This window comes from Clavibacter sp. CT19 (genome assembly GCF_027858075.1).
Lineage (GTDB): Bacteria > Actinomycetota > Actinomycetes > Actinomycetales > Microbacteriaceae > Clavibacter > Clavibacter tessellarius_A.
Genome location: NZ_JAQHYR010000005.1, coordinates 100,349 through 127,005, shown reverse-complemented (window position 1 = coordinate 127,005; position 26,657 = coordinate 100,349). Strand labels below are relative to the sequence as shown.

General features: G+C 73.4%; 21 protein-coding genes. 16 read left to right on the top strand and 5 right to left on the bottom strand.

Annotated features, from left to right (window positions below; all coding sequences use genetic code 11):
- Nucleotides 1-33: 33 nt before the first annotated feature.
- The 3 genes from PED38_RS07745 to PED38_RS07735 form a co-directional block, all read right to left on the bottom strand.
- Complete coding sequence (locus tag PED38_RS07745) at nt 34-3,234, bottom strand: alpha-mannosidase (RefSeq protein WP_270980682.1); 3,201 nt, start codon at nt 3,232-3,234, stop codon at nt 34-36.
- A gap of 89 nt (nt 3,235-3,323) precedes the next feature.
- Nucleotides 3,324-4,667, bottom strand: coding sequence for a 6-phospho-beta-glucosidase (locus PED38_RS07740; RefSeq protein WP_063070468.1), 1,344 nt, complete (start codon nt 4,665-4,667; stop codon nt 3,324-3,326).
- Nucleotides 4,664-5,410, bottom strand: a complete 747-nt coding sequence (locus PED38_RS07735) for a DeoR/GlpR family DNA-binding transcription regulator (RefSeq protein ID WP_270980681.1) — start codon at nt 5,408-5,410, stop codon at nt 4,664-4,666. Before PED38_RS07735 ends, PED38_RS07740 begins: the two co-directional genes overlap by 4 nt.
- A 200-nt stretch (nt 5,411-5,610) precedes the next feature.
- On the opposite strand from PED38_RS07735, the gene PED38_RS07730 reads away from it, so the two are divergent.
- The 8 genes from PED38_RS07730 to PED38_RS07695 all read left to right on the top strand — a co-directional run bounded on the left by PED38_RS07730 (nt 5,611) and on the right by PED38_RS07695 (nt 15,404).
- Nucleotides 5,611-6,615, top strand: a complete 1,005-nt coding sequence (locus PED38_RS07730; RefSeq protein WP_270980680.1) for a carbohydrate kinase family protein — start codon at nt 5,611-5,613, stop codon at nt 6,613-6,615.
- An 89-nt stretch (nt 6,616-6,704) separates the two neighbouring features.
- A complete protein-coding gene (locus PED38_RS07725; RefSeq protein ID WP_063070452.1) occupies nt 6,705-7,988 on the top strand; it encodes an ABC transporter substrate-binding protein in 1,284 nt (427 codons plus the stop codon).
- The gene (locus tag PED38_RS07720; protein WP_063070451.1) at nt 7,985-8,926 is read left to right on the top strand and encodes a carbohydrate ABC transporter permease; all 942 of its coding nucleotides are present in this window, start codon (nt 7,985-7,987) and stop codon (nt 8,924-8,926) included. The genes PED38_RS07725 and PED38_RS07720 overlap by 4 nt, the downstream gene beginning before the upstream one ends.
- On the top strand, nt 8,923-9,846 hold the full coding sequence (locus PED38_RS07715; protein ID WP_270980678.1) for a carbohydrate ABC transporter permease: 924 nt from the start codon (nt 8,923-8,925) through the stop codon (nt 9,844-9,846). The genes PED38_RS07720 and PED38_RS07715 overlap by 4 nt, the downstream gene beginning before the upstream one ends.
- Nucleotides 9,843-10,607 (top strand): glucosamine-6-phosphate deaminase, encoded by a 765-nt coding sequence (locus tag PED38_RS07710; protein ID WP_270980676.1) that lies wholly within the window; start codon nt 9,843-9,845, stop codon nt 10,605-10,607. The genes PED38_RS07715 and PED38_RS07710 overlap by 4 nt, the downstream gene beginning before the upstream one ends.
- Before the next feature lie 86 nt (nt 10,608-10,693).
- Complete coding sequence (locus PED38_RS07705; RefSeq protein WP_270980675.1) at nt 10,694-13,684, top strand: glycoside hydrolase family 2 TIM barrel-domain containing protein; 2,991 nt, start codon at nt 10,694-10,696, stop codon at nt 13,682-13,684.
- Between the two features lie 39 nt (nt 13,685-13,723).
- Nucleotides 13,724-14,764: a PDDEXK nuclease domain-containing protein gene (locus PED38_RS07700; protein WP_063070449.1), complete on the top strand. Its 1,041-nt coding sequence runs from the start codon at nt 13,724-13,726 to the stop codon at nt 14,762-14,764.
- A gap of 67 nt (nt 14,765-14,831) precedes the next feature.
- Nucleotides 14,832-15,404 carry an NADPH-dependent FMN reductase gene (locus tag PED38_RS07695; protein WP_270980673.1) on the top strand — a complete coding sequence of 191 codons (573 nt, stop codon included), beginning with the start codon at nt 14,832-14,834 and terminating at the stop codon, nt 15,402-15,404.
- Between the two features lie 96 nt (nt 15,405-15,500).
- Here PED38_RS07695 and PED38_RS07690 read toward each other — a convergent pair whose 3' ends face one another.
- Entirely contained in the window at nt 15,501-17,876 is a 2,376-nt protein-coding gene (locus PED38_RS07690) for a beta-L-arabinofuranosidase domain-containing protein (protein WP_270980671.1), read from the bottom strand.
- Between the two features lie 132 nt (nt 17,877-18,008).
- Between PED38_RS07690 and PED38_RS07685 the strand changes: the two genes are divergently transcribed.
- From PED38_RS07685 to PED38_RS07650, 8 genes are all read left to right on the top strand, one after another.
- A complete protein-coding gene (locus PED38_RS07685) occupies nt 18,009-19,295 on the top strand; it encodes an ABC transporter substrate-binding protein (protein WP_270980670.1) in 1,287 nt (428 codons plus the stop codon).
- Nucleotides 19,292-20,242: a carbohydrate ABC transporter permease gene (locus tag PED38_RS07680; protein ID WP_270980669.1), complete on the top strand. Its 951-nt coding sequence runs from the start codon at nt 19,292-19,294 to the stop codon at nt 20,240-20,242. The genes PED38_RS07685 and PED38_RS07680 overlap by 4 nt, the downstream gene beginning before the upstream one ends.
- Nucleotides 20,239-21,153, top strand: a complete 915-nt coding sequence (locus tag PED38_RS07675; RefSeq protein ID WP_270980667.1) for a carbohydrate ABC transporter permease — start codon at nt 20,239-20,241, stop codon at nt 21,151-21,153. The genes PED38_RS07680 and PED38_RS07675 overlap by 4 nt, the downstream gene beginning before the upstream one ends.
- Nucleotides 21,154-21,242: 89 nt before the next feature.
- On the top strand, nt 21,243-22,250 hold the full coding sequence (locus PED38_RS07670) for a LacI family DNA-binding transcriptional regulator (protein WP_063070461.1): 1,008 nt from the start codon (nt 21,243-21,245) through the stop codon (nt 22,248-22,250).
- Between the two features lie 150 nt (nt 22,251-22,400).
- Entirely contained in the window at nt 22,401-22,568 is a 168-nt protein-coding gene (locus tag PED38_RS07665; protein WP_270980666.1) for a hypothetical protein, read from the top strand.
- Between the two features lie 108 nt (nt 22,569-22,676).
- Nucleotides 22,677-23,732, top strand: coding sequence for an ABC transporter substrate-binding protein (locus PED38_RS07660; protein ID WP_270980665.1), 1,056 nt, complete (start codon nt 22,677-22,679; stop codon nt 23,730-23,732).
- Nucleotides 23,705-24,805, top strand: coding sequence for a FecCD family ABC transporter permease (locus PED38_RS07655; RefSeq protein ID WP_414146341.1), 1,101 nt, complete (start codon nt 23,705-23,707; stop codon nt 24,803-24,805). The genes PED38_RS07660 and PED38_RS07655 overlap by 28 nt, the downstream gene beginning before the upstream one ends.
- Nucleotides 24,802-25,572 (top strand): ABC transporter ATP-binding protein, encoded by a 771-nt coding sequence (locus PED38_RS07650; RefSeq protein ID WP_063070444.1) that lies wholly within the window; start codon nt 24,802-24,804, stop codon nt 25,570-25,572. The genes PED38_RS07655 and PED38_RS07650 overlap by 4 nt, the downstream gene beginning before the upstream one ends.
- Here the strand turns inward: PED38_RS07650 and PED38_RS07645 are convergent.
- Nucleotides 25,569-26,642, bottom strand: coding sequence for a LacI family DNA-binding transcriptional regulator (locus PED38_RS07645; protein ID WP_063070443.1), 1,074 nt, complete (start codon nt 26,640-26,642; stop codon nt 25,569-25,571). The genes PED38_RS07650 and PED38_RS07645 overlap by 4 nt on opposite strands.
- Nucleotides 26,643-26,657: the final 15 nt, after the last annotated feature.

Here is a 26,657-nt window from a genome sequence, read left to right as displayed (position 1 = left end):
GGCCGCGGCCGGGAGGGCGGGCGCCGACTCGCGTCAGGTCCGGTGGATCCGCACCGTGACCACCTGGAACGCCCGCAGCACGAGCCGCGCCCCGCGTCCGTCGTCCTCCGGCTGGAAGGCGATCGCCCGCGGGAAGCCGTCGCCGAGGGGGCGCTCCAGCACGTCGACCTCGGTGAGGCGCTGGGCGTCGAGGTGCGCCTCGAGGCGGGTGGCGGTGCGTGCGCCCGTGGACTCGTAGAGCCGCACGATCACGTCGCCCGAGCCGTCGTCGGCGAGCTTCAGCGCCTCGATCCGCACGGTGCCGCCGTGCATTGTGACGAGCCCGGAGGCGGTGGGCAGCGACGACGGGACGGCCGCGTCCGGCGTGGCGGCGGATCCGACCGCGGCCGCGGGCGCGACGGCGGCCACCGCCCCGGTCTCCTCGCCGGGCCGCACGACGCGCACCGGCAGGTTCTGCTCCAGCCCCGCGTCCACCGCGCCCTCGATGCCGACGCCCGGCACGAGCGCGTACTCGAACAGGTGGTGGCCGATGTCCTGGGTCGGGTCGGGGGAGCGCGCCGCCCGGACCAGGCTGATCCGCATCTCCGTCTCCACCTCGCCCGTCGCGCCGACCGAGCGCGTGATGTCGTGGCCGTAGCTGCCCGCGTTGGTGAGGGCCACGCCGTAGCCGGGCTCCTCCACGTGCACGAAGCGGTGCGCCATGACCTCGAAGCGCGCCTCGTCCCACGACGTGTTCGTGTGCGTGGGGCGGCGGACGTGCCCGAACTGGATCTCGGCGCTGTGGTGCTGCGCGTGGATCGTGAGCGGGAACGACACCTTGAGGAGCTTCTCGTCCTCGAGCCAGTCGAGGTCGGCCGTCGCGTGGATCCGGGCGTCGTCGGCGTGCAGCGACACCCGCTGCACGACGCGCGAGCGCCCGAACTGCCGGACCACCTCGACGGTCGCGCGGAGCGGCGACTCCTCGACGAGCTCTACCGACGCGGCCTCGACGAGGTCGGTGCGGCTCGCGCGGTAGTGGGCGTCGACGTCCCAGGCGTCCCACGCGGTGGGGATGTCCTCGTGCAGCTGCAGCAGGTTCGCGACGCGGCCCGCGGGCACGAGCTCGCGGTCGGCGTGCCGGAGGTCGACGATCGAGGTGATGAGGCCGCGCGCGTCGATCGTGACGCGGAGCAGCCCGTTGTCGAGCACGGTGCCGCCGTCGGCGCGCGTCGTGACGACGGGCGACGCGGGCTCCACCGCGACCAGCGGCGCGATCCCGCTGCCGGGCACGGCGACGAGCGCGAGCGCGGATCCGTCGGGCGCCTCCACGAGCGCGGTGCGCGCGTGGCCGGTCGAGTTCACCGCGAAGGCGCCGGATCCGTCGCCCTCGCCGTCCGCGACCGCCTGCGCCGTGACCCGCGCGATCGCGTCCGCCACGAGCGCGTCGAGCTCGGCGAGGCTGCGGGCGTAGTCCTCCTCGTTCTCCCGGTGCACCCACGTGATGGAGGAGCCGGGGAGGATGTCGTGGAACTGCTGCAGCAGCGTCTGCTTCCAGAGCCGGTCGAGCGCCGCGTACGGGTAGTCGGCGCCCGTGCGGACGGCCGCGATCGTCCACCACAGCTCGGCCTCGCGGAGGCGGTGCTCGGCCTGGCGGTTGCCGCGCTTCTCGCGGGCGTGCGAGGTGAACGTGCCGCGGTGCAGCTCGAGGTACAGCTCGCCGACCCAGACGGGCGCGTCCGGGTACTCGGCCTCGGCCTTGCGGAAGAAGTCGTCCGGGTGCTCGACGACCACCTTCGGCGACCCCTCGAGGTCGGCCGTGCGGCGCTGGCGCTCCATCATGTCGCGCGTGGGCCCGCCTCCGCCGTCGCCGTAGCCGAAGGGCGCGAGCGACATGGTCGCGCGGCCCTTCTCGCGGAACTGCCGCACGGCGTGGTGCGTCTCCTCCGCCTCGAGCGTGGAGTTGTAGGTGTCGATGGGCGGGAAGTGCGTGAAGATCCGCGACCCGTCGATGCCCTCCCAGAAGAAGGTGTGGTGCGGGAACGTGTTCGTCTGGTTCCAGGACAGCTTCTGCGTGAGGAACCAGTCGAGCCCGGCGAGCTTCGCGATCTGCGGGAACGACGCCGTGTAGCCGAACGAGTCGGGCAGCCACACGCCGTGGGTCTCGACGCCGAGCTCCTCCTGGAAGAAGCGCATGCCGTGGGTGAGCTGGCGGATCATCGCCTCGCCGCCCGGCAGGTTGCCGTCGGGCTCGATCCACATGGATCCGACCGGGTACCACGTGCCGTCGGCGATAGCCTGCTTGATGCCCTCGAACACCGTCGGGTAGTTCTCCTTCACCCAGACGTACTGCTGCGCCTGCGAGCACGCGAAGCGGAAGTCGGGGTACTGCTCGGCGAGCCGCAGCACGTTGGAGAAGGTGCGCGCGGTCTTGCGCTTGGTCTCGCGGATGGGCCAGAGCCAGGCGCTGTCGATGTGGGCGTGGCCGACGCCGCTCAGCGTGTGGGCGCTCGGCACGGCCTTGCGGGAGAGCACCTCGGCGAGCTCGGCGCGGGCGGCCGCGGCCGTGCCGACGATGTCGTCCATCGCCAGCACGTCGAGCGCGCGCTCGATCGCGCGGAGCACCTCGTGGCGGCGCGGCTCGGTCTCGGGCAGCTCCATCAGCAGCTGGTACAGCACCTCGACGTCGAAGCGCAGCGCCCACACCTCGGGCTCGAACACGGCGAGCTCGGCCTGGCGGAAGCGGTAGATGGGCTCGGCGGGCGCGGTCGCCTTGTCGCCGTAGGGGGTGGGCACGAACTCGTTCACCAGGATGTCCGGGTTGCCCGCCGCCTCCACGAGGAAGCGCACCTGCTCGCCGCCCGCGGCCTCGTCGGCGAGGCGCACGTAGGTGTTGCGCGGGTGGATCCCCTTGACCGGCACGCCGTCCATCGTGTGCACGAGGCACTCGGCCTGGTTGCCCGGCCAGTCGCCGATGAAGCCCGGGTCGATGAGCAGCTCGACCGTGCGGCCGGCCCACTCGGCGGGCACCTCGCCCGACACCTCGAACCACCACGTGGACCACGCGCGGCCCCACGGCTGGCCGAGCTCGAACGGCGCGTACTCCTGCCGCATCGCCTCGGCGACGGGCACGGGCTCGTCGGGCGCCATCCACGCGCGCAGGGTCACGGGCGTCTTCGACGAGTAGACCGCGGGGGTGATCCGCTCGTCGAGCGCGCGGAGGATCCGCTCCTGGACGAGCTTCTGGTTCTGGTGCATGGGGAGTCCTCCGGGTTCGGGGGTGGGGACGGGCGGGAGGGGCGTGCGGGAGGGAGGCGCGGGCGGCGGGAGCCGGGCGCGACCGGCGGTCAGCGCAGGTAGGACAGCGCCGGGAACGCGTGCATCGCGTCCTCCAGCAGGGAGCGCGCGACGGTGACGGAGTCGACGAGCGGGTGGTGCGCGAGGGCGCGGACGGCCGCGGCGCGGGATCCGCCGAGGCCGGCCTCGATGGTCTGCCGCTCCACGTACTTCGCGTTGGTGACGAGGCCCACGCCGAAGTCGGGGAGCTGGGTGCCCGCTACCGGATGCGCGCCCGAGGCGTCGACCACGCACGGCACCTCGACCACGGCGTCCGCGTCGAGGGCGGCGAGCGTGCCGCGGTTCCGCACGTTGAGGATCAGCCGCGCGCTCTGGTCGTACGCGATGCCGCGCATGAGCGCGATCGCGACGTCCTCGTAGCCGCCCGAGACGAGATCGCCCTCGTCGCGGTCGCCCATGCCGGCCGACTGCCGGTTCGTGGCCATGTACGTGGTCTCGCGGTCGAGCCGCGTGCGCTCCCAGAGCGCCAGCGCGGACACGTCGTGCCGGTGCTCGAGCTGCTCGTAGAACCGGCCCTGCTGCTCCACGAGGAAGCCGCCGCGGGTCTGCGCGGCGAGCTGGTCGGCGTGCCGCACCTCGCGCTGGAAGTAGTAGTAGTGCAGGTACTCGTTCGGCACGGCGCCGAGCTCGGTGACCCACTCGGCGCCGAAGAGCCGGCCCTCCTCGAACGTGCCGATGAGGTCGGGCCGGGCCATGAGGTCCGGCAGCACGTCGCGGCCGTCGACCCGGAGGCCGCGCAGCCAGCCGAGGTGGTTGAGCCCCGCGTAGTCGATGACCACGTCGTCGCCCGCGACGCCGAGCGCGCCGAGCACGCGGCGGGCGAGGCCGATGGGGGAGTCGCAGATGCCGATGACGCGGTCGCCGAGCACGCGCGACATGGCCTCGGTCACGACGCCCGCGGGGTTCGTGAAGTTGATGACCCAGGCGTCGGGGGCCTGCGCCCGGATCCGCTCGGCCAGGTCCATCACGACCGGCAGCGTCCGCAGCGCGTAGGAGATGCCGCCGTAGCCGACGGTCTCCTGCCCGATGACGCCGTGCGCCATGCCGAGCCGCTCGTCGCACGAGCGCCCGGCCATGCCGCCCACGCGGATCGCCGAGAACACGAACGCGGCGCCCGCGAGCGCCTCGTCGAGGTCGGTGTGCAGCGAGATGACGGGCGCGTCCGGGTACGCCGCGGCCTGCTCCGCGAGCACGCGCGCGACGGCCGTGAGGCGCACCTCGTCGGTGTCGTAGAGGGCCACGTGCGAGACGCGGCCGGCCTCGTGGTCGCGCAAGAGCGCCGAGTAGACGAGCGGGACGCGGAAGCCGCCCCCGCCCAGGATCGTGAGCCTCATGCGACGGTCACCGACACTCCCTTGTCCGCGAGGCCCTGCGACACCCGCTCGTGCGGGGCGGCCTCGGTGATGAGCTGCGTCAGAGACGCGGTGGGGGCGACGCGGCCGGCGCCGGTGCCCGGGAACTTGGAGGAGTCGGCGAGCACCGTGACCCGGTCGCTCACCTCCGCCATCGCGCGCTTGATGGGCACCTGGGCCATCGTCGTGTCGCGCAGGTCGCCGTTGTCGGCGATGCCGCTCACGCCCACGAAGGCGTGGTCGGCGTGCAGCATCCGCAGGCTCTCGGCGGTGAGCGGGCCGGACACCGAGCGGTAGACCGGATCCCAGTCGCCGGGCAGCAGGATGAGCCGCACGCTCCGGTCGTCGCGCAGCACGTCGAACGCGGCGATGCTGGCGGTGATGACCGTGAGGGAGCGCCCGCGCAGCTGCTCCGCGAGGTGCAGCGTGGTCGTGCCGATGTCGAGCACGACCGACTGGCCGTCGAGGATCTGCGCGGCCGCGGCCCGGGCGATGCGCTCCTTGGCCTCGCGGTTGACCTGCTCGACCTCGGCGAACGGCGCGTCCACCTCGACGAGGACGGCGCCGCCGTGCGTGCGCCGGAGCGCGCCCTGCTCGTCGAGACGGGCGAGGTCGCGGCGGATGGTGGCGTCGCTCGTGCCCGCGGCCTCGGCCAGCTCGGCGACCGTGGCGCTGCGCGTGGCGCGCAGCCGGTCGAGGATCACGAACTCCCGGGCGTCTCTCATGAAGTGAACATTAGCGCGCAGGATCAGTCAGAAACAATCTCGTAATGAACAAGGTCTTCCATCCATGTGCTCACATGGGCTAGAAACGTCACTACCGGTCGCCGCTCACCCGACGACCGCGTCCACCGGCAGAGTCGCCGTCGGCGGACCACCCCATCCGCCGTGTCCGCACGGCGCGATCCCGAGAAGCCGAGGTCACCGTGTCCGCAGCCCCCCGCCCCGAGCGGCCCGCCGGCCTGCTGGTCGTCGGCCAGCTGTTCGCGGACGTCGTCTTCGGCGACCTGCCGAGCGGCCCCCGGCCGGGCCACGAGATCTGGACCTCGTCGTTCGGCCACGGCCCCGGCGGCATCGCCAACTTCGCCGTCGCCGGCGCGCGCCTCGGGGTGCCCACCGTCATCGCGGCCGCCGTGGGCGCGGATCCGTTCTCCCTCCTCGTGCGCGCCGCGCTCGCCGCGGAGGGGGTCGACCTCCACCACCTCGTCACGCTGGACGGCTGGTCGCTGCCCGTCACGGCGTCGCTCGGCTACGACGACGACCGCGCCATGGTCACGGGCGGCGTCGCCTGCCCGCTCACCTCCGACGAGCTCGTGCCGGGCGCCGTCCCGGCCGTCGCCGCGGCGCTCGTGCACCTGGATCCGCACCGCAGCTCCTGGGTCGGCCGCGCCGCCGCCGCGGGCACCGACGTGTACGCCGACGTCGGCTGGGACCCGTCCGAGCGGTGGGACCCGGCCATCCTCGAGCAGCTCGACGAGTGCCACGCCTTCCTCCCCAACGAGCTGGAGGCCGCCGCGTACACGGACACCGACTCGGCGGTCGAGGCCGCCCGGGCGCTCGGCGCGCGCGTGCCGCTCAGCGTCGTCACCTCCGGATCCCGCGGCGTCGTCGCCGTCGACTCCGCCCGCGGCGAGGAGGTCGTCCGCCCGCCGCTCGCCGTGCGCGCGGTCGACGCGACCGGCGCGGGCGACGTGTTCGGCGCATCGCTCGCCGCCTCGGCCCGCGCGCCGTGGTCGCTCACCGAGCGCGTGGACTTCGCGTGCCTCGTGGCGGGGATCACGGTCACCCGCCCCGGCGGCGCGGCCGGAGCCCCGCGGCTCGACGAGCTCGTGCCGTGGCTGCGCGCGCACCCCGAGGCCGCCGAGCCCGGCCGCTACGACTACCTCGCCGACGCCCTCTCCCGCCCCGACGCCGACCGCCTGCTCGCCTGAGCCGGCCGCCGCGCCCGCCCCCCCGACCCCGACCCCGACCCCGACCGCCCGCTCCGACCCGCCCGTCCCCCACCGAATCGAGAACCACCATGCCCATCCCCTCCGCCCGCCGCGCTCGCGCCCGGCGCATCGTCGTCGGCGTCGCGACCCTCGCGCTCCTCGCGCCGGTCCTCGCCTCCTGCTCGTCGTCGGGATCCTCGGCCGGCGGGCAGCTCGACCTCTGGATCTGGCCGGACGGCCTCAGCCAGACGGTGCTCGACAAGGTGCCGGCGGAGGTGCCGGGCACCACGCTCAACGTCTCCACCATCGGCGGCGACTTCAAGCAGAAGCTCGTCACCACCTTCACCGGCCGCTCGGGCTTGCCGTCCGTCACGGGCGTCAAGGGCGAGGACATGCCGTACTTCCGCAGCGAGGACGGGCTCTTCGAGGACCTCGACCAGCTCGGCGCGAAGGACGTCGCCGGCCAGTACCCGGCGTGGAAGCTCGAGGAGGCCACCACGAAGGACGGCCAGCTCCTCGGCCTCCCCATCGACATCGGCCCCACCGCGCTCTACTACCGCGCGGACGTGTTCAAGAAGGCCGGCCTGCCGAGCGAGCCCGCCGACGTGGCCAAGGCCACCGCCACCTGGGACGACTACTTCGCCTTCGGCAAGAAGCTCAAGGCGGCCACCGGCGGCGCGATCTTCGTGGACGCCTCCGACGTGTTCACCAAGTCGCTCGGCCAGGGCACCACCCGGTTCGTCGACGAGGACGGGAACTACACGGGCGACAGCGCCACAGTGAAGGCCGCGTGGGACCGCGCGGTGCTCGCCTACCAGGACGGCCTCACCGCGAACGTGACCGACGGCAGCCCGGACTGGGCGTCGGCCATCAGCAACGGATCCCTCCCGGCCCTCCTCGGCGCGTCCTGGTACCAGGCCGACCTCAAGAGCGCGACGGCCGACACCTCGGGCGACTGGCGCGTGGCGCCCATGCCCGGCGGACCGGCCAACATCGGCGGCTCCTTCCTCTCCATCCCCGCCGGCACCAAGGACCCGCAGGCGGCCTTCGCCGTGATCAAGGACGTGCTGAGCGAGGACAACCAGGTCACCGCGTACGCCGACAAGGGCATCTTCCCGTCGGCCACCGCCGCCTACGACTCCCCGGAGCTGCAGAAGGGCGACGACTTCTTCGGCGGCCAGTCGACCGTCGGGATCTTCGCCGACGCCGCGGCGAAGATGCCCACCGCCTACACGAGCCCGTACGACAACCAGGTCCAGGCCGCGTTCGTCACGGAGCTGCAGAACGTGACCTCGCTCGGCAAGGACCCCGACCAGGCCTACTCCGACGCCGTCGCCGCGGGCGAGGCCGCCCTGAAGACCGCGAAGCAGTGATCCCCACCGTCGTCCGCCGCACGTGGCCGTACTACGTCGCGATCGCGCCGTTCTTCGTCCTGTTCCTGGTCTTCGGCCTGTTCCCCGCGCTCTACTCGCTCGTGCTCTCGTTCCAGGACTGGAACGGCCTCGGCACGGCGAAGTGGGTGGGCCTCGCGAACTTCCAGGCCCTCGCGGCCGACGCCACGTTCTGGCTCTCCATCCGGAACACGCTGATCATCTTCGCCCTGTCGACGTTCCCGATGATGGCCATCGCGGTCGTCGTCGCGGCGATGCTCAACTCGGCGAAGCGGCTCAGCACCTTCTACAAGATCAGCTACTTCGTGCCGAACGTCACCAGCGTGGTGGCGATGGCCGTGCTCTTCGGCTCGATCTTCGGCGACAGCTTCGGCCTCGTGAACGCGGGGCTCCGCGCGATCGGGCTCGACGGCGTGCCGTGGCTGTCGACGCCGTGGGCGATCCAGGTCACCATCGCGGTGCTCATCACGTACCAGTGGACCGGCTACAACGCGATCATCTTCCTCGCGGGCATGCAGGCCATCGGCACCGAGGTCTACGAGGCCGCGAAGCTCGACGGCGCCGGCGCGATCCGCACCTTCTGGTCGGTGACGCTGCCGCTCCTGCGCCCCACGATCCTGTTCGTGCTGGTGGTGTCGACCATCACCGGGTTGCAGAGCTTCACCGAGGCGCAGGTGCTCACGGCCTCCTCCAGCACGACGAACCCGAACTCGGGCGGCGCGGGCCAGGCCGGCCTCACGACCGTCCTGTACTTCTACCAGCAGGCCTTCAACTACAACCGCTTCGGCTACGGCGCCGCCATCGCGTGGGGCGTGTTCCTGCTCGTGGTGATCTTCTCCATCATCAGCTTCCGGCTCGGGTCGGAGAAGAAGGAGAAGGCCGTGCGCGTGCCCGGCACGAGGAAGGGAGACCGCGCATGAGCGCGACCGTCCACGCCGCGGGATCCGCCGCGGCCCGCCTCGCCGACCAGGCCTCCGGGCGCCCGCGCGACGAGCGCGCCGGTCGTCCCGCGGGGCGCCGGCAGCTGCCGCCCGGGCGGGTGATCCTGCACGGCGTGCTGTTCGCGGGATCCATCGTCAGCCTGTTCCCGCTGTACTGGCTCGTCGTGATGGCGAGCAACACCACGAGCGACATCTACAAGTCGCCGCCCGTGCTCGTGCCGGGACCGTACCTGTGGGACAACATCCAGGCCGTGTTCCGCACGATCGACTTCGGCGGATCGCTCGTGAACACGGTCATCGTGGCCGTCTCCGTCACGGTGCTCGTGCTGTTCTTCGACTCGATCGCGGCGTTCACGTTCGCGAAGTACGAGTTCCCGGGCCGGCGCGCGCTGTTCGCGCTGCTGCTCGTGACCTTCATGCTGCCCGCGCAGCTGTCGGTGATCCCGCAGTTCGTGACGATGATCAACCTCGGCTGGGTCGGCCAGCTGCAGGCGCTCATCGTGCCGGCGGCGGCGAACGCGTTCGGCATCTTCTGGCTGCGGCAGTTCATCATCTCGAGCGTGCCGGACGAGCTCATCGACGCCGCCCGCATCGACGGCGCCGGGTTCTTCCGCCAGTACCTCACGGTGTGCCTGCCGCTCATCCGGCCGGGCCTCGGGTTCCTCGGGATCTTCACCTTCATCGCCGCGTGGAACGACTACCTCTGGCCGCTCATCGTGCTCAACGACCCCGGCACGCTGACGCTGCAGGTCGCGATGAGCCAGCTCAACAGCGCCCACGGCAAGGACTACGGGATGGTCATGGCGGGCGCGCTGCTCGCGGTGATCCCGCTCATCATCGTGTTCCTCGTCGGCGCGAAGCAGTTCATCGGCGACATCGCGAAGGGCGCGCTGAAGTGACGACCGCCCCGCTGCGCACGGCGCGGGTCACGGCGGTGGACGACGCCGCGGGCCTCGGCTCGGCCGCGGCCGACGTCGTGCAGGCGTTCCTCGGCGAGGACCCGGCGGGCGTGCTCGGCGTCGCGACGGGATCCAGCCCCGAGCCGCTCTACGCCGAGCTCGGCCGCCGCCACCGCGACCGGGCGCTCATCACGGACGGGGTGTCGCTCGTCGCCCTCGACGAGTACGTGGGCCTGCCGCCCGGGCACCCCCAGTCGTACCTCGCGTTCGTGCGAGCGCGCATCGCCCGGCCGCTCGACGTACCGGACGCGCGCGTGGTGGTGCCCGACGGGGCGGCGGCGGATCCGGACGAGGCCGCGGCCGAGCACGAGCGGCGGATCCGACGGCTCGGCGGAGCGGGCCTGCAGATCGTGGGCATCGGCGCCAACGGGCACCTCGGCTTCAACGAGCCGGGCTCCCCGTTCGACGGCGTCAGCCGGGTGGTGCGCCTCGCCGGCGCGACCCGGCGGGACAACGCGCGGTACTTCGGCGGCGACGTGGACGCGGTGCCGACGCACGCGATCACGCAGGGCATCGTGACCATCATGTCCGCCCGCCGGATCCTGCTCGTGGCCTCGGGGGAGCGGAAGGCGCGGGCCCTCGCGGCGGCGCTCGCCGGTCCGGTGACCGAGCGCGTGCCCGCGTCGGTGCTGCAGCGGCATCCGCACGTGACCGTGGTCGCCGACCGGGCCGCGCTCGCGGGGCTCGACGAGCGGGGCTGACCCGCGGCTCGTCACTCGTCGCTCCGCTCCCCGCTGACCGTCCCACCCCGCGCCGTCGCGCGCACCCACACGCACGGAGGATCCGCATGTCCCACCTCGACGACGTCGCCCCCGGATCCACCTCGCGCCTCGCCCCGCGCGCGCGGTTCGCGACCGACGCGCCCGCCCTGTCGCTCGACGGCGACTGGTGGTTCCGTCTGCTGCCCGAGGCGCCGGTGGACGCGGCCGGCGCGACGCCCGCGGTCGCGGATCCCGCGCTCGACGACGCCGCGCTCGACGCGGCCGGCTGGACCACGCTGCCCGTCCCGTCGCACTGGGTGCTGCACGGCCACGGATCGCCCGCGTACACGAACCTCCAGTACCCGTTCCCCATCGACCCGCCGCACGTGCCCGACGCGAATCCCACGGGCGAGCACCGGCGCGCGTTCCGGCTGCCCGCGTCCTTCGCCGACGCCGCGCGCGTGCTGCTGCGCACCGACGGGATCGAGGGGCTCGCCACCTTCTGGGTCAACGGCGTCGAGGCGGGCTGGACCACCGGCAGCCGCCTCGCGACCGAGCTCGACGTGACCGCGCTGCTCGTGCCGGGCGACAACGTGCTCGGGATCCGCGTGCACCAGTGGTCGGCCGCCTCCTACCTGGAGGACCAGGACCAGTGGTGGCTGCCCGGGATCTTCCGCTCGGTCGAGCTGCTCGCCCGCCCGGCGGACGCCCTCGATGACGTGCGGGTGCGGGCCGACCGCGACCCCGTCGACGGATCCGGTCTCCTCGCCGTGGAGGTGGACGGCGCGTTCCCCGTGGTGGTGCGCGTGCCCGCGCTCGGGATCCACGCGACGTGGGAGACCCCGGCCGACGTCGCGCCCCTCGCGATCCCCGCGGTCGACGCGTGGAGCGCCGAGCTGCCGCGCCTCTACGACGCGACCGTGTCGTCGCCCGGCGAGACGGCGACCCTCCGGATCGGGTTCCGCACGGTGCGCATCGACGGCGACGCGCTCCTCGTGGACGGCCGGCGCCTCACCTTCCGCGGCGTCAACCGGCACGAGTCCCACCCCGAGCGCGGCCGCGTGTTCGACGAGGCGGAGGCGCGCGCCGACCTCGAGCTGATGAAGAGGAGCGGGATCAACGCGATCCGCACCTCCCACTACCCGCCGCATCCGCGCCTGATCGACATCGCCGACGAGCTCGGCTTCTGGGTCGTGCTCGAGTGCGACCTCGAGACGCACGGCTTCTGGGACGTCGAGTGGCGGGACAACCCGTCCGACGACCCGCGCTGGCGGGGCGCGTACCTCGACCGGATCGCCCGCACGGTGGGCCGCGACCGCAACCACCCGTCGATCGTGATGTGGTCGCTCGGCAACGAGTCGGGCACCGGGCGCAACATCGCGGCCATGTCGGCGTGGGTCCGGCGCGCGGATCCGACCCGGCCCGTGCACTACGAGGGCGACCTCACGGGCGAGCACACCGACGTCTACTCGCGGATGTATCCGACGCTCGAGGAGATCGACTCGGTGTGCGGCACGCCCGCGGCGAGCATCCACGAGACCACGGGCGCGACCGGCGCGAAGCAGCGCGCGAAGCCCTTCCTCCTGTGCGAGTACGGGCACGCGATGGGCAACGGGCCCGGATCGCTCGCCGACTACGAGGACGCGATCGACCGCTGGCCGCGCCTGCACGGCGGCTTCGTGTGGGAGTGGCGCGACCACGGCCTGCTCGCGCGGACCGCCGACGGGCGCCCCTTCCACGCGTACGGCGGCGACTTCGGCGAGCCCGTGCACGACGGGCCCTTCGTGATGGACGGCCTGCTGCTCTCCGACGGCACGCCCACCCCGGGCCTCGCCGAGCTCGCGGCGGTCATCGCGCCGGTGCGCGTGCGGGTGGCGGCCGACGGATCCTCCGTGCGGGTCGAGAACCGGCGGCACAGCGCCTCCACGGCTGACGTCGACCTGGTCTGGATCCTCGACCACGACGGCCGCCGGGTCGCCCGCGGGATCCTCGAGCACGCACCCCTCGCGGCCGGCGACGCCGTCACGATCCCGCTCCCCGAGGAGGCGCGCGTCGCCGGCCACGCGGAGGAGGCGCACGTGACCGTGCAGGTCGTCACCCGCTACGACGCGCCCTGGGCGGAGGCCGGCCACGTCGTCGCGCAGCACCAGGCGCTCGTGCGCGACCGGCCCGCGCCGCGACCCCGGCCGGTCGGGCGCTGGCACGGCGACGCGCTCGGCGTCGGCGCATTCGACGCGCGCGGCGACCTCGTCGCGTGGAGCGGCGTGCCCGTGCGCGGCCCGCGCCTCGAGCTGTGGCGCGCGCCCACCGAGAACGACCGCGGCGCAGGCCAGGGATCGTACGAGCTGGCGGAGCCCGAGCTGACCGGCGGACGCGGCGCCGAGGAGACCCCGCCGTCGGCCGACCGCTGGCGCGAGCGGGGCCTGCACCGGCTCACGCACCGGCTGCTCGGATCCACCCGCACGGCGGACGGCCTCGAGACGCGGATGCGCGTGCAGGCCGCGCACTCCGGCGCGGGCGTCGACGTCGCCTTCCGCTGGGCCGCGACCGACCGCGGCCTCCTGCTCGCGACCGAGGTCGTGCCGTTCGGCGTGTGGGACTGCACGTGGCCGCGCGTCGCCGTGCGCATCGACCTGCCGGCCGCGCTCGCCGAGCACCCGGTCGCGTGGCACGGCACGGGGCCGGGGGAGTCGTACGCCGACAGCCGCACGGCCGTGCGCGTCGGCCGCTTCGCCTCGAGCGTCGACGGCCTCGCGGTGGCCTACGCGCGCCCGCAGGAGACGGGCCACCGGCCGGAGCTGCGGTCGCTCGTGATCGGCGACGGATGCGCGACGCCCCTCACCGTGACGACCGTGCCCGACGCCTCCGGCCACCGCGCCGGGTTCCAGCTCTCCCGCTGGACCCCGCAGCAGATGACCGACGTCGGCCACCCGCACGAGCTCCCCGCCCCCGACGGCCTGCACCTGTTCCTCGACGACGCGCAGCACGGCCTCGGATCCCGCGCGTGCGGCCCCGACGTGCTCCCGCGCCACGCGCTCTGGCCGTCGTTGCGCACGTGGGAGGTGCTGCTGGGGTAGCCGGCGGCCGATGTCGGTGGTGGGAGCTTCACTGCGCGCATGGACCTCCATTCGACCCCCACTCCCACCCCTCCCTACGAGGACGTGCTCGCCGAGCTGAAGGGTCGCGTGCACGCCGCGCGTCACGCCGCGCAGCGGCGGGTGAACACCGAGCTGGTCATCCTCTACTGGCGCATCGGTGCCACGCTCGCGCGGCAATCGGATGAGCAGGCGTGGGGAAGCGGGGTCATCTCACGTCTCGCAGCCGACCTGCGAGCTGAGTTCCCCGAGATGAAGGGCTTCTCGCCTCGGAACCTGATCTACATGCGCTCGTTCGCGCGGGCCTGGCCCGACCCGGCAATCGCGCAACGGCCTGTTGCGCAATTGCCCTGGGGACACGTGACGGTGCTGTTGAGCAGAGTGGATGCGCAGGCGGATCGAGACTGGTACGCCTCCCGCAGCGTCTCCCACGGCTGGTCGCGCAACGTCCTCGAGCACCACATCCGCACGCGCCTCCACGAGAGGTCGGCGAGCGCTCCGACGAACTTCGACCGGGCCCTGGACGCCGAGCAGTCGGACCTCGCCCGTCAGCTCACGAAGGACCCGTACGTGCTCGACTTCCTGGCCGTCGACGGCGACGCGGCGGAACGCGAGCTCGAGCGGGCGCTCGTCGACCGGATCATCGACACCCTGCGCGAGCTCGGCGAGGGGTTCTCGTTCGTCGGACGTCAGGTCCACTTCGACGTCGACGGCGACGACTTCTTCGTGGACCTCCTGTTCTTCCACGTCGAGCAGCTGCGCTACGTCGTCATCGAGCTGAAGACGGGCCGCTTCCGTCCGGAGCAGCTCGGGCAGCTCGGCTTCTACGTCGCGCTGGTCGACGATCGGCTGCGCCGGGCACACCACGCGGACACCGTGGGCCTGCTGCTCGTGGCGGGCAAGACGGATGCGGTGGTGCGGTACTCGCTGGCCGGGCAGCGGGCACCGGTCGCCGTGTCCAGCTACGACCTCCTGCCCGAGGCCGAGCGCGCCGCCCTGCCATCGGAGGCGGTGCTCGCCCGGGCTGTCCGGGATCCGCGCGAGCCCCGGACGCCCGGGTGACACGCATGCGCCGCCGCTAGGCTCCATGCGCGCGCATGGAAATGATCCGTGCGGGAAGGAGCACCCCATGAGCACCACCTACCGCGTCGGCTACCTCGTCGGCAGCCTGTCGTCCACCTCCATCAACCGGGCCCTGTCGCTCGCGCTCAAGCGCGTCGGCGCCCAGGCCGGCCTCGAGCTCACCGAGATCCCCATCGCGCCGCTGCCCTTCTACAGCGCCGACATGGACGGGGACTACCCCGAGGTCGCGAACGCGTTCAAGGCGCGGATCGCCGACGCCGACGCCGTCCTCATCGTCACGCCCGAGTACAACCGCTCGGTGCCCGGCGTGCTCAAGAACGCGCTCGACTTCGCGAGCCGCCCCTACGGCGAGAACGCGTTCCAGGGCAAGCCCAGCGCGGTCATCGGCACGTCCATCGGCGCGGTCGGCACGGCCGTCGCGCAGCAGCACCTCCGCAGCATCCTGTCGTTCCTCGCGTCTCCGGAGCTGTCGCAGCCCGAGGCGTACATCCAGACCACCGAGGGCCTCATCTCGCCCGAGGGCGCGATCTCGAACGCCGGCACGGAGGAGTTCCTCCTCTCCTGGCTGCAGGCGTTCCACGCGCACATCGAGAAGAACCTGCAGGCCGTCTCCGCGTAGCCGGCGACGCACGACGCGAGGGGCCCGGGCGGATCGTCCGGGCCCCTCGTGCGCGCTCCGGCGGGTCGGCGCGGCGCCGACGGTCCGCCGCCGCGGTCAACGGCGCAGCTGGATCCCGAGCACGTCGCGCGTGCGCCCGCCCGGCGTCGCGTGCACCGACACCGCGAGCGCGCCCGCGGGGGATCCGGCGCGCATGGCGTCGGTGATCCGCACATCGAGGGCGTCGTCGCCGACCTCGCCGCCGAGATCCACCTCGTCGACGTGCTCCGCCTCGACGCCGCCGACGCGGACGGCCTGGCCGACGCGGACGGCCTGGCCGACGGGAGCGGCATCGGCCGCGGGGCCGGGTGCGGCGTCGCCGCCCACCGCCTCCCGTCGCAGCAGCACGCGCACCACGGTCGCCGTGCCCGCGGGATCGCGCAGCTCGTATCCGAACCAGCCCGTCGCGCTGCGCCAGTGCCGGCCGTCGGCGCCGCCCGCTCGCGTGCCCTCGCCGCGGAACGCGTGGTCGACCTCGGGCTGCTGCTCGCCCGCGACCACCTCGTCGACCACGGCCGCGTCGGTGCCGGCGGCGTCCATCGCGGCGAGCTCGGCGGCGCGCGCGACCGGGTCGGCGCCGGTGGGCCAGACGAGCGTGTGCCGCTCGTCGTGGATCCCGGCGAACGGCTCGAGCGCGACCTCCACCCGCTCGCCGCCCCGCCACGCGTCGAGACGGAACGCGAGCGCGCCGCGGTCGACCAGCGTCACGGCGTCGGCCGGGTCGACCGCGGTCACCACGGGCGTCCGCTCGAGCGGCACCTTGGGCGCGGGCGACACGTGCCCCATGCGGGAGTCCTCGGCGAGCGACGTCGCGATCCCGTCCCGGCCGTCACGCGAGGCGAGCGCGACCGGGCCGTAGCGGAACGACGTCCACGCGGATCCGTCGGGCAGGCCCTCGGCCCGCACCTCCATGCCGAAGCGGACGGTCACGACGGCCTCGCTCGACCAGGTGCGGCGGATCGGCACCCAGGCGGCACCGGGCACCACGGACACCGGGTCGTCGCCCACCCGCACCTCCATCGACGTCGCCCACCCCGGCCGCCGGAGCCGCAGCTCCAGGTCGGCGGGCGCGTCCGCCGACATCGTGACGGTCGCCTCGCCCGCGCGCGCCACGTCGCCCGCGATGCGCGCCCGGATCCCGCGCGCGGCCCAGTCCAGCTCGGCCGGCACGTAGAGGTCCACGAGCAGCGCGTCGTCCGTCCGCGCGAACACCTGCTCGCCGTAGCGCGCGTGGTTCTCCATGCCCGTGCCGACGCAGCACCACATCGACTCGCCGGCGACCGAGTACACGCGGTGGTGCGCGGGCCTGAGCGACGTGAAGTAGACGAGGCCGCCGTGCTCGGGGTGCTGCGTGGAGAGCACGTGGTCGAGCATCGTGCGCTCGACCTGGTCGAGGATCGCCGGGTCGCCCGTGCGCTCGAACCGCAGCCGCCCGAGCTCGAGCATGTTGTAGCTGTTGCAGGTCTCCGGCCCCTGCTCGTCGAGCACCGTGGGCGCGAAGTCGCGCGCCGGGTGGAAGTGCTCGCGCACGCTGTTGCCGCCGATGACGACGCTCCGCCGGTGGGCCACCGAGTCCCAGAACGCGTCGGAGGCGGCGAGGAGGCGCGCGTCGCCCGTCATCCGCCCGAGCCGCTCGACGCCGATCACCTTGGGGATCTGCGTGTTGGCGTGAAGCCCGTCGAGCTCGTCGCGGCCGGCCGCGAGCGGATCCACCAGCGCGCGCTGCGCGAACCGCCGCGCCTCCGCGAGCAGGTCGGCGCGGCCGGTGATGCCCGCGAGGGTCGCGAACGCGTCGCACATGCCGCCGTGCTCGGTCGCGAGCATGCCCTCGAACGCGTCGTCGTCGAGGTGCGCGGAGACGCCGAGCCACCAGCCGGCGAGGCCCTCGGCCATGCGCAGCGCGCGGGCGGATCCGGCGTGCTCGTGCGCGTGGAGCAGCCCGCGGAGGGTCTTGTGCAGGTTGTAGAGCGGCACCCACCGGCCCTCGAGGTCGAAGGTGTCCGCCTCGATCCGGCCCTCGGCGATGGTGCGGCCGAACTCCCGGCCGTCGGGCACGCCGCCGAGCCAGCCGTCGCCGGCCGCCTCCTGGCAGCGCTCGAGCACGTCGAGCATGTGCTCGAGCCGGGGGAGGAGCCGCGGGTCGCCGGTGGCGGCGTGCAGCTGCGCGAGCGCGGAGACGTAATGCCCGCCGATGTGACCGTCGAGGCCGATCGCCTCCCAGCTGCCGTAGCTCGGCACGGGGGAGTCGAGCCCGGCCTCGCGGAGGTAGGGCGCGAGCAGCCGGTCGGGGTCCATGCGGAGGACGTGCTCGACGTCGGTCAGCTGCGCGTGCCGGAGCGGGCCGTCGCCCAGCCGCACGGCCTGGAGCGGGAACGACCGGGCGGCGCCCGGGCTGGCGGCGGCGGGGCGCGGGGCGGCGGGGGCGATGGTCATCGGGGTCCTCTTGACGGGCTGTACATCGATGCACATAATCTAGTACAACGATGTAGAAGGGCACCAGGGCGGTGCGTGCGGCCTCGCGGCCGAGCCCCGACGGGCCGACGCATCACGGACACGAGGAGCGCGATGAAGCGGACCACGACGAGGCTGGTCGCCGCGGCGACCCTCATGATCACGGGCCTCGCGCTCTCGGGCTGCTCCGCCGGATCCGGCGACGCGGGCGACGGCACCGTGCAGCTCTGGATCCGCGACTACGAGAAGACGCTCGTCGAGCCGCTCGCCGAGGCCTACAACGCCACGCACGAGACGCAGGTCGAGATCACGCTCGTGCCGTCGCCGAGCTACGTGCAGAAGCTGGCGACCTCCATCGCGGGCGGCGACCCGCCCGACGTGGCCGCGCTCGACCTGGTGTTCACGCCGTACTTCGCGCAGGCCGGCGCCCTCGTCGACATCACCGACCGGGTCGACGCGCTCGGATACGCCGACGCCTTCAGCCCGGCGCACGCGTCCGTCTCGTCCTTCGAGGGCCGCACCTACGCGGTCCCCTTCACGGGCGACGCCTCCGTGCTCTTCTACAACAAGACGCTCTTCGCCGAGGCCGGGCTGGATCCCGAGCGCCCGCCGACGACGCACGCCGAGATCCGCGCGGCCGCGAAGGCCATCACCGCGCTCGGCGACCGCACCTACGGCTACTCCATCCCCGGCGCGTGCGGCGGCTGCCTCATCTTCGGCTTCACGCCGCTGATCTGGGGGAGCGGCGGCGACGTGCTCACCGCCGACGGCCGCACCGCCACGCTCGACAGCCCCGAGGTGACGGAGGCGCTCGAGCTGATGCGCGGCATGTGGACCGACGGCAGCATGCCGTCCCTGGCCCGCACCGACGCCGGCCCGAACACCGCCACCGCGTTCCAGCAGGGCAACGTCGGCATGATCGCCGACGGCACCGCCACCATGGGCGCGCTCGTCGCGGGCGGACAGGTCGACTTCGGCGTCACCCCGCTGCCGGGGAAGGACGGCGGTTCCGCGTCCTTCGGCGGCGGCGACACGCTCACCATCCTCAAGGGGTCCGACGACGTCGACGCCGCGTGGGAGTTCGTGCGGTGGGCGACGGGCGACGAGGCGCAGACGATCCTCGCCGAGCAGTCGGTCGTGCCCATCCGCACCGACCTGCTCGACGAGGTCTACGTGCCGCAGGATCCGCGCTACGCCGTGTTCGCGGACGCCCTCCGCGTCGGCCACGTGCCCTTCAGCCCGGTCGAGAACGAGCTGTTCAACGACAACAACGGGGTCTGGGTGAACCTGATCTCGCAGTCCGTGTTCGGCGGCGGCATCGACGACGCGCAGCGCGAGGCCCAGGCCGACGCGCAGCGCATCCTCGACTCCGTCGTCTACGTCGAGGAGGACGAGAAGTGACCGCACCCGTGATCGACCGGCTGCAGGGCGCCGTCGCGTCCCCGGCCCGCAGCGCGGTGCGCGACCGCGGCGGCATGGCGAGGAGGCGGCGCCGCACCGGGATCCTCCTGGTGCTGCCGGCCGTCGTGATGCTCGTCACCTTCTTCATCTGGCCGCTGATGCGCACCGTCGCCATGTCGACCTACACGTGGCCGCTCCTCGGCAACCGCGCCTTCACGGGCCTCGCGAACTACGTCGAGGCGTTCCAGGACGCCGCGTTCCTCAAGGCCGTGGGCTTCACTCTCGTCTACACGGCGGTCGTGACCCCGGTGCTCCTCGTGATCGGGTTCGCGCTCGTGCTCCTCATCCAGCGCCGCACCCGCACCGCCCGCGTCTTCCAGTCGATCTTCTTCCTGCCGGTCGTGGTGGGCCTCGCCTCCGCGAGCTACCTCTTCCTCTTCATGTGGCAGCCGGTGATCGGGCCGACCATGACGGCGCTCGCGGGCCTCGGCCTCGTCGACGTCTCGACGAACATGTTCGGCGGGCCGGTGACCGCGTTCCTCGTGGTGGTGAGCATGGTCGCGTGGAAGTCGGCGGGGCTGCAGATGCTGCTGCTGCTCTCGGGCTTCCAGTCGATCCCGCAGGAGGTGAACGAGGCGGCCGAGGTGGACGGATCCACGCGCTGGCAGCGGTTCGTCTACATCACCCTGCCGCTGCTCCGGCCGACCCTGGCGCTCGTGCTGGTGTTCAGCGTGGCCGGGTCGCTGCTGGCGTTCGACCAGTTCTACATCATGACCGCGGGCGGGCCGGACAACGGCACCATCACGGCGGTCTACGAGATCTACCGCTCCTCGTTCATCCGGCTCGACCTCGGCTACGGGGCCGCGCTCTCCATCATCCTCATGGTCGTCCTCGGCCTCGTCAGCGCAGCCCAGATGCTGCTCCTCCGGAACTCGGACCACTCATGAGCACCTCCGCGCCCGCCCGCCCCGCTTCCGCCGCCGACGCGCCCTCCGCCGGCCCGTCCCCGGATCGCGCCGGACGCACCCGCGACGCCCGCGGCCTCGGCGCCGTCCGCGCCTCGATGCCGCGGCTCGCCTGGTACGTCGCGTGCGGCTGCGTCGCGCTCCTCTTCCTCTACCCGCTCGGGATCATGCTCGGCACCGCGCTCACCGCGCAGGACGGGTCGATCGGGCTCGGGAACCTGCAGCGGCTGCTCACGCCGACCGGCGGCCTCGACCTCGTGACGAGCCTCCGCAACAGCGTCTTCGTGTCGCTGCTGGTGACGGCGCTCACGGTCGTGGTGTCGACGCTCGCCGGCTACGCGTTCGCGCGGCTGCCGTTCCGGGGGAGCGACCTCGTGTTCTTCCTGGTGCTCATCACGTTCATGATCCCGTTCCAGGCGATCATCACGCCGCTGTTCCTGACGCTCATCGAGCTCGACCTCGACAACAGCCTCGTCGGCCTCTCGCTCGTGCTCGCGACCTTCAACCTGCCGTTCGGGATCTTCCTGATGCGGAACTCGTTCGCGGCGGTGCCGGCGAGCCTCGAGGAGGCCGTGCTCATCGACGGGAACACGCCGCTGCAGGCGATGCGGCGAGTGATGCTGCCCATCGCGATCCCCGGCGTCGTCTCGACCGCGCTCCTCACCTTCTTCTCGGCGTGGAACGACTTCTTCGCGACGCTCATCCTCATCACCGACCAGAGCCTGTACACGCTGCCGGTGAGCCTCAACATCCTGTCGGCCGGGCAGAACAACACGGTCGACTGGGGGCTGATGCAGACGGGCGTCGCCGTCACGGTGATCCCGTGCGTCGTGCTCTACCTGCTGCTGCAGCGGTACTACGTGGCCGGGCTCATCAGCGGCGCCGTGAAGTAGGGCCGCCGCCCGGCCCGCGTGCGAGGCTGGGGCCGCGCGCGGCGACCCGGACGGCGCACGGACACGAGGGGGAGCGGATGGCGGCGACCATGAGCGACGTCGCGCGTGCCGCGGGCGTCTCCATCAAGACCGTCAGCAACTACTTCAACGGCTACCCCTACATGCGCGACGGGACGCGGGCGCGCATCGAGGCGGCCGTCGCCGAGCTCGGGTACCGGATGAACGTGTCGGCCCGGAACCTGCGCTCCGGCCGCTCGCGCATGATCGCGCTCGTGATCCCCGAGCTCGACAGCGCGTACCTCGCCCCGCTCGCGCAGGACGTGATCGACGCGGCCGACGAGCTCGGCCTCAGCGTGCTCGTCGAGACGACGGCGGGGCGGCGCGACCGCGAGATCGGCGCGCTCTCGGGCCTCCACCGCCAGGTGCTCGACGGCGTGATCTACGAGCCGCTCGCCCTGCACCAGGAGGACGCGGGCCTCATCGACCTGGACGTGCCGCTCGTGATGATCGGCCAGCGCTTCCTCGAGGGCCTCGCCGACCAGGTGCTCATCGCCGACCGGGACGCCGCGCGCGCCGCGGTCGCGCACCTCGTCGAGACCGGGCGGCGCCGGATCGCGCTCATCGGCGTGCGGGACGCGGGCGAGCCGTCGGGTGCCGCGCTCCGGCAGCGCGGCGCCGAGGACGCCCTCACCGCGGCCGGCATCCCGCTCGATCCGCGCCTGCGGGCGGATCCCGGCCCCTGGCGCCGCGAGTCCGGCGCCGCCGCGATGGCCCGCCTCCTCGACGACGGGGTCGAGCTCGACGCCGTGTTCGGCTTCAACGACTCCCTCGCGCTCGGCGCCCAGTGGATGCTCCAGGAGCGCGGCCTCCGCGTGCCCGAGGACGTGGCGGTCGCGGGGCTCGACGACACGGAGGACTCCCGCTTCGCGCAGCCGCCGCTCACCACGGTGTCGCCCGGCCGTCGCGCCATCGCCCGCCGTGCGGTCGCGATGCTGGCCGAGCGGATCGAGCGCGGTGCGGACGCGGGCGCCTTCCGCTCCGAGACGATGGGCTTCGAGCTGATCGTGCGCGGGTCGACGGTGGCGCGCGGGCGCTGACGCGGGGGCCCGATCTCTCGTCGGCGTTCGACGGGTGTGGATCGGTTGACATGCGTCCACGACTCCCGCCTAGGGTCGGAGCGCGAGAGCGCCGCGCTGCCGATGGCGCTCACCCTCGATCGTCGCCGCAGTCACGACTGGAGCCCGGACATGGACCGCAAGCCCGTCCCCACCTGGATCGCCGTCCTCGTCCTCGGCGTCTGCGAGGTGACCTGCTTCTCCCTCGTCAGATCGGAGTGGTCGCTCGTGCTCTTCGCCGTCCTCACGCTGGGCATCGCCGTGGTCTACCGCGTCGTGTCGCGGCGCTCGAGGCGGTAGGTCCGCCCGGTCGTGGAGACGGGTCGAACCGCCCAGTGAGGTAAGGCTATGCTTACCCGCGGCCCGGCTCCCCGCGGGCCGCCCGACGGCCTCGACCCCAGGAGACCCATGCCCCGCGCTCGCGCCCTCGCCCGCCTCACCGCCACCGCCGTGACGGGCCTCGTGCTCGTCGCCCTCACCGGATGCGGCGCCTCCGAGGAGGTGCCCGCCGCGTCCGTCGCCGAGACGGGCCAGGGGACGACGACCTACCCGCTCACGCTGTCGAACTGCGGCCACGACGTCACGATCGACCGGGCGCCGCAGCGCGTCGTGTCGCTCGACCAGGACTCCACCGAGATCCTGCTCTCGCTCGGCCTCCAGGACCGCATGGTCGGCACGGCCTCGTGGACGGATCCGGTGCTCGACTCGCTCGCCGACGCGAACGCGAAGGTGCCGCGCCTCGCCGACAACGCGCCCACCTACGAGGTGCTCCTGAACGCGGACCCCGACTTCGTCACGGCCTCCTTCGGCCGCCACTACGGCACCGGCGGCGTGGTCACGCGCGACCGGCTCGCCGAGACGGGCATCCCCTCCTACCTCTCGCCGACGGACTGCGACTCCGACATCAGCATCAACGGCGGCGGCAAGCGCACCACGCCGCTCACGGTCGACGCGCTGTACCAGGAGATCCGCGAGATGGCCGCGGTCTTCGATGTGAAGGACCGCGGCGAGGCGCTCGTCGCGTCGCTCCAGCAGCGCGCGGCCGCGGCCACCGACGGCATGGACCTCGGCGGGGCGAAGGTCATGTACTGGTTCGCCGACACCAAGACGCCGTACATGGGCGGCGGGTTCGGCGCCACGTCGCTGCTCTCGCGCCAGGTCGGCGCCACGGACGCGTACCCCGAGGTGCACGACGACTTCATCGCCGCGGGCTGGGAGGACGTGGTCGACCGGGATCCGGACATCCTCGTTCTCGGCGACCTCCAGCGGAACCGGTTCCCCGGCGACAAGCTGCAGGACAAGATCGACTTCCTGACGAGCGACCCGCTCACGCGCGACCTCACGGCCGTGAAGGAGGACCGCATGGTGGCGCTGCACGGCGCCGAGATGAACCCGTCGATCCGCTTCGTGGACGGGCTCGAGAAGATCCGGGCCTGGTGGGACGCGCGCGGGGCGAAGCTCTGAGCGCCGCGGCCCCGCGGGCTCCGTTCCAGGCCGCGGCCGCGCGGGTGCGCGCCCTGCCGCACGCGCTCCGCGTCGGGCTGCTGGTCGTGCTCGGGATCGTCGCGCTCGCGCTCTCGGTGGGCGTCGCCGTCACGCTCGGGCCGGCCGACGTGTCGCTCGTCAACGTGCGCGACATCCTGCTCAACCACGCGGGGCTCGCGAGCATCCCGGTGCGCGTCTCCGAGGACGCGATCGTCTGGCAGGAGCGCCTCCCGCGCGCGCTCGTCGCGGCGGCGTGCGGCGCGGGCCTCGGCCTGTGCGGCGTCGTGCTGCAGTCGCTGCTGCGGAACCCGCTCGCGGATCCGTTCGTGCTCGGCGTCTCCTCCGGCGCCTCCACGGGCGCGGTGCTCATCGGGGTGCTCGGCCTCGGCGGCGGCGCGATCGGCATGTCGGGCGGCGCCTTCATCGGCGCGCTCGTGGCCTTCGGGTTCGTGCTGCTGCTCGCGCGGTTCTCGTCCGCGGGCACGGCCGGGGTGATCCTCGCGGGCGTCGCGAGCACGCAGCTGTTCTCCGCGCTCACCTCCCTCGTGGTCTTCGCGTTCGCGGACTCCGACGAGACGCGCGGCATCACCTTCTGGCTCCTCGGATCGCTCGAGGGCATGCGCTGGGACGAGGTCGGGCTCAGCGTCTCCGTGGTCGTGATCGGCGCGGTCGTCTGCCTGGCCTACGCCCGCTCGCTCGACGCCTTCGCGTTCGGGGAGGAGGTGGCGTCGTCGCTCGGGATCCACGTGGGCCGCACCCGCACGATCCTCCTGGTGGTCACGGCCCTCCTCACGGCGACGCTCGTGAGCATCGCCGGCGCCATCGGCTTCGTCGGCCTGGTGCTGCCGCACGCCGCGCGCCTGCTCTTCGGCCAGCGGCACGCGCGCGTCGTCCCGGCCACGATCGTGCTCGGCGCCGTCTTCATGGTGTGGGTCGACGCGTTCTCGCGCCTCGCGTTCGCGCCGACGCCGCTGCCGGTGGGCGTCGGCACGGCGCTCGTGGGCGTGCCCGTCTTCATGCTGCTGCTGATGCGGAACCGGGGTCGCGCATGACGCTCCGGGCGCACGACGTCCGCTGGGCGCGCGGCGGGCGGCTCGTGGTCGACGGGGTGACGCTCGAGCCGGCACCCGGATCCACCGTCGGGCTCCTCGGGCCGAACGGCTCCGGCAAGTCGTCGCTCCTGAAGCTGCTGCAGGGCGCCGCGTCGCCCGACTCCGGCCGCGTCACGCTCGACGGCGACGACCTCGCGGGGCTCCGGCGCCGCGACGTCGCCCGCCGGGTCGCGACCGTCACCCAGCACGGCGAGACCGAGGTCGACATCGTGGTGCGCGACGTCGTGCGCCTCGGCCGCACGCCCTACCGCACGCTGCTCGGCGGCGACACGGCCGAGGACCAGGCGGCGATCGACCGCGCCATCGCGCACGTCGGGCTCGAGGCGAAGGCGGATCGCGCCTGGCGGACGCTCTCCGGCGGCGAGCGGCAGCGGGCGCACATCGCGCGCGCCCTCGCACAGGAGCCGCGCGAGCTGCTGCTCGACGAGCCGACCAACCACCTCGACATCCGCCACCAGCTGGAGCTGCTCGCGCTCGTGCGCGACCTGCCCGTGACCACCGTGATCGCGCTGCACGACCTCAACCTCGCGGCGATGTTCTGCGACAGCGTGCTGGTGCTGCGCGAGGGGCGCGTGGTGGCGGGCGGGCATCCGCGGGAGGTGCTCACGCCCGAGCTCATCGCCGACGTCTACGGGGTGCGCGCGGTCGTCACGCACGACCAGGCGGTCGGCTGCTCGCGCGTGCTGTTCGACGCGGCGCCGCTCTAGGCGGGCTCGGCCGTCGCCTCGGCCGGAGCCGCGCACCCGCACGACCGTCCGATCACGAGCGTCGGCGTGAACGACGCGTGGTGCGGGGCCCGCTCGGGATCCGGGGCGATGAGGCGCGTCACGGCCTCCTCCGCCATCTCCTCCACCGGCTGCCGCACGACCGTGAGCCGCGGCGCCGCGTACTCCGCCTCGTCGGTGCCGTCGAAGGAGACCACGGCGACGTCCTCGGGGACCCGCAGGCCGAGCTCGCCGAGCGCGCGGAGGGCGCCGATCGCCTGCATGTCGGAGCTCGCGAAGAGCGCGGTGGGCCGGTCGGATCCGCCGAAGAGCCGGAGCGCGCCGCGGTAGCCGCCCTCGCGGGTGAACGACTCGCGGGCGAGGGGCCCGTCCGGCAGCCCGGCGGCCCGGGTCGCGTCCTGCCAGCCGTGCTCGCGCGCCTCCACCTCGGCCCCGCCGATGATGAGGCCGATCCGCGTGTGCCCGTGCCCGATGAGGTGCTCCACCCCGAGGCGCGCGCCCGCCCGCGCGTCGACGCCCACGGTCTCGACGCCGTCCTGCGCGGAGAAGGTGTTGAGGAGGACGACCGGCACGCCGAGCGTCGGCAGGTCGACCACGGCGCTGCCGTGCTGCACGGTGCTGATGATGATCCCGTCGACCTGCCGCGCGGTCAGCGAGCGGATCAGGGTGCGCTCGACCTGCGGATCGCTCTCGCTGTTCACGAGCAGCACCGCGTGGCCGCGTCGGGCCGCGCACTGCTCCACGGCGATCGCCATCTCGGCGAAGAGCGGGTTGCCGATCTCGGGCACCACGAGCCCGAGCATCTGCGTGCTGCCCGTGCGGAGCGCGCGGGCGCTCGCGTTCGGGCGGTAGCCGAGCACGCGGATCGCGTCGCGCACGCGCTCGGCTGTGGCCTCCGCGACGGGCCGCGGCCCGCTGTTGACGACGTAGCTGACGACCGCGGTGGAGACCCCGGCGTACCGGGCGACGTCGGATCGGGTGACCTGGCCGCGGGGGAGGGACGCGCCGCGGGGACGGGACCCGTCGGGCGGGAGGGGGGCGGAGGTCGCCATGCGCCTCGCTCCTCC

Excerpts from the sequence above, each read along its gene's own strand:
- PED38_RS07745 (WP_270980682.1), bottom strand. The coding sequence starts at position 3,234 with ATGCACCAGAACCAGAAGCTCGTCCAGGAGCGGATCCTCCGCGCGCTC.
- PED38_RS07740 (WP_063070468.1), bottom strand. The coding sequence starts at position 4,667 with ATGAGGCTCACGATCCTGGGCGGGGGCGGCTTCCGCGTCCCGCTCGTC.
- PED38_RS07735 (WP_270980681.1), bottom strand. The coding sequence starts at position 5,410 with ATGAGAGACGCCCGGGAGTTCGTGATCCTCGACCGGCTGCGCGCCACG.
- PED38_RS07725 (WP_063070452.1), top strand. The coding sequence starts at position 6,705 with ATGCCCATCCCCTCCGCCCGCCGCGCTCGCGCCCGGCGCATCGTCGTC.
- PED38_RS07715 (WP_270980678.1), top strand. The coding sequence starts at position 8,923 with ATGAGCGCGACCGTCCACGCCGCGGGATCCGCCGCGGCCCGCCTCGCC.
- PED38_RS07705 (WP_270980675.1), top strand. The coding sequence starts at position 10,694 with ATGTCCCACCTCGACGACGTCGCCCCCGGATCCACCTCGCGCCTCGCC.
- PED38_RS07700 (WP_063070449.1), top strand. The coding sequence starts at position 13,724 with ATGGACCTCCATTCGACCCCCACTCCCACCCCTCCCTACGAGGACGTG.
- PED38_RS07695 (WP_270980673.1), top strand. The coding sequence starts at position 14,832 with ATGAGCACCACCTACCGCGTCGGCTACCTCGTCGGCAGCCTGTCGTCC.
- PED38_RS07690 (WP_270980671.1), bottom strand. The coding sequence starts at position 17,876 with ATGACCATCGCCCCCGCCGCCCCGCGCCCCGCCGCCGCCAGCCCGGGC.
- PED38_RS07685 (WP_270980670.1), top strand. The coding sequence starts at position 18,009 with ATGAAGCGGACCACGACGAGGCTGGTCGCCGCGGCGACCCTCATGATC.
- PED38_RS07675 (WP_270980667.1), top strand. The coding sequence starts at position 20,239 with ATGAGCACCTCCGCGCCCGCCCGCCCCGCTTCCGCCGCCGACGCGCCC.
- PED38_RS07670 (WP_063070461.1), top strand. The coding sequence starts at position 21,243 with ATGAGCGACGTCGCGCGTGCCGCGGGCGTCTCCATCAAGACCGTCAGC.
- PED38_RS07665 (WP_270980666.1), top strand. The coding sequence starts at position 22,401 with ATGGACCGCAAGCCCGTCCCCACCTGGATCGCCGTCCTCGTCCTCGGC.
- PED38_RS07660 (WP_270980665.1), top strand. The coding sequence starts at position 22,677 with ATGCCCCGCGCTCGCGCCCTCGCCCGCCTCACCGCCACCGCCGTGACG.
- PED38_RS07650 (WP_063070444.1), top strand. The coding sequence starts at position 24,802 with ATGACGCTCCGGGCGCACGACGTCCGCTGGGCGCGCGGCGGGCGGCTC.
- PED38_RS07645 (WP_063070443.1), bottom strand. The coding sequence starts at position 26,642 with ATGGCGACCTCCGCCCCCCTCCCGCCCGACGGGTCCCGTCCCCGCGGC.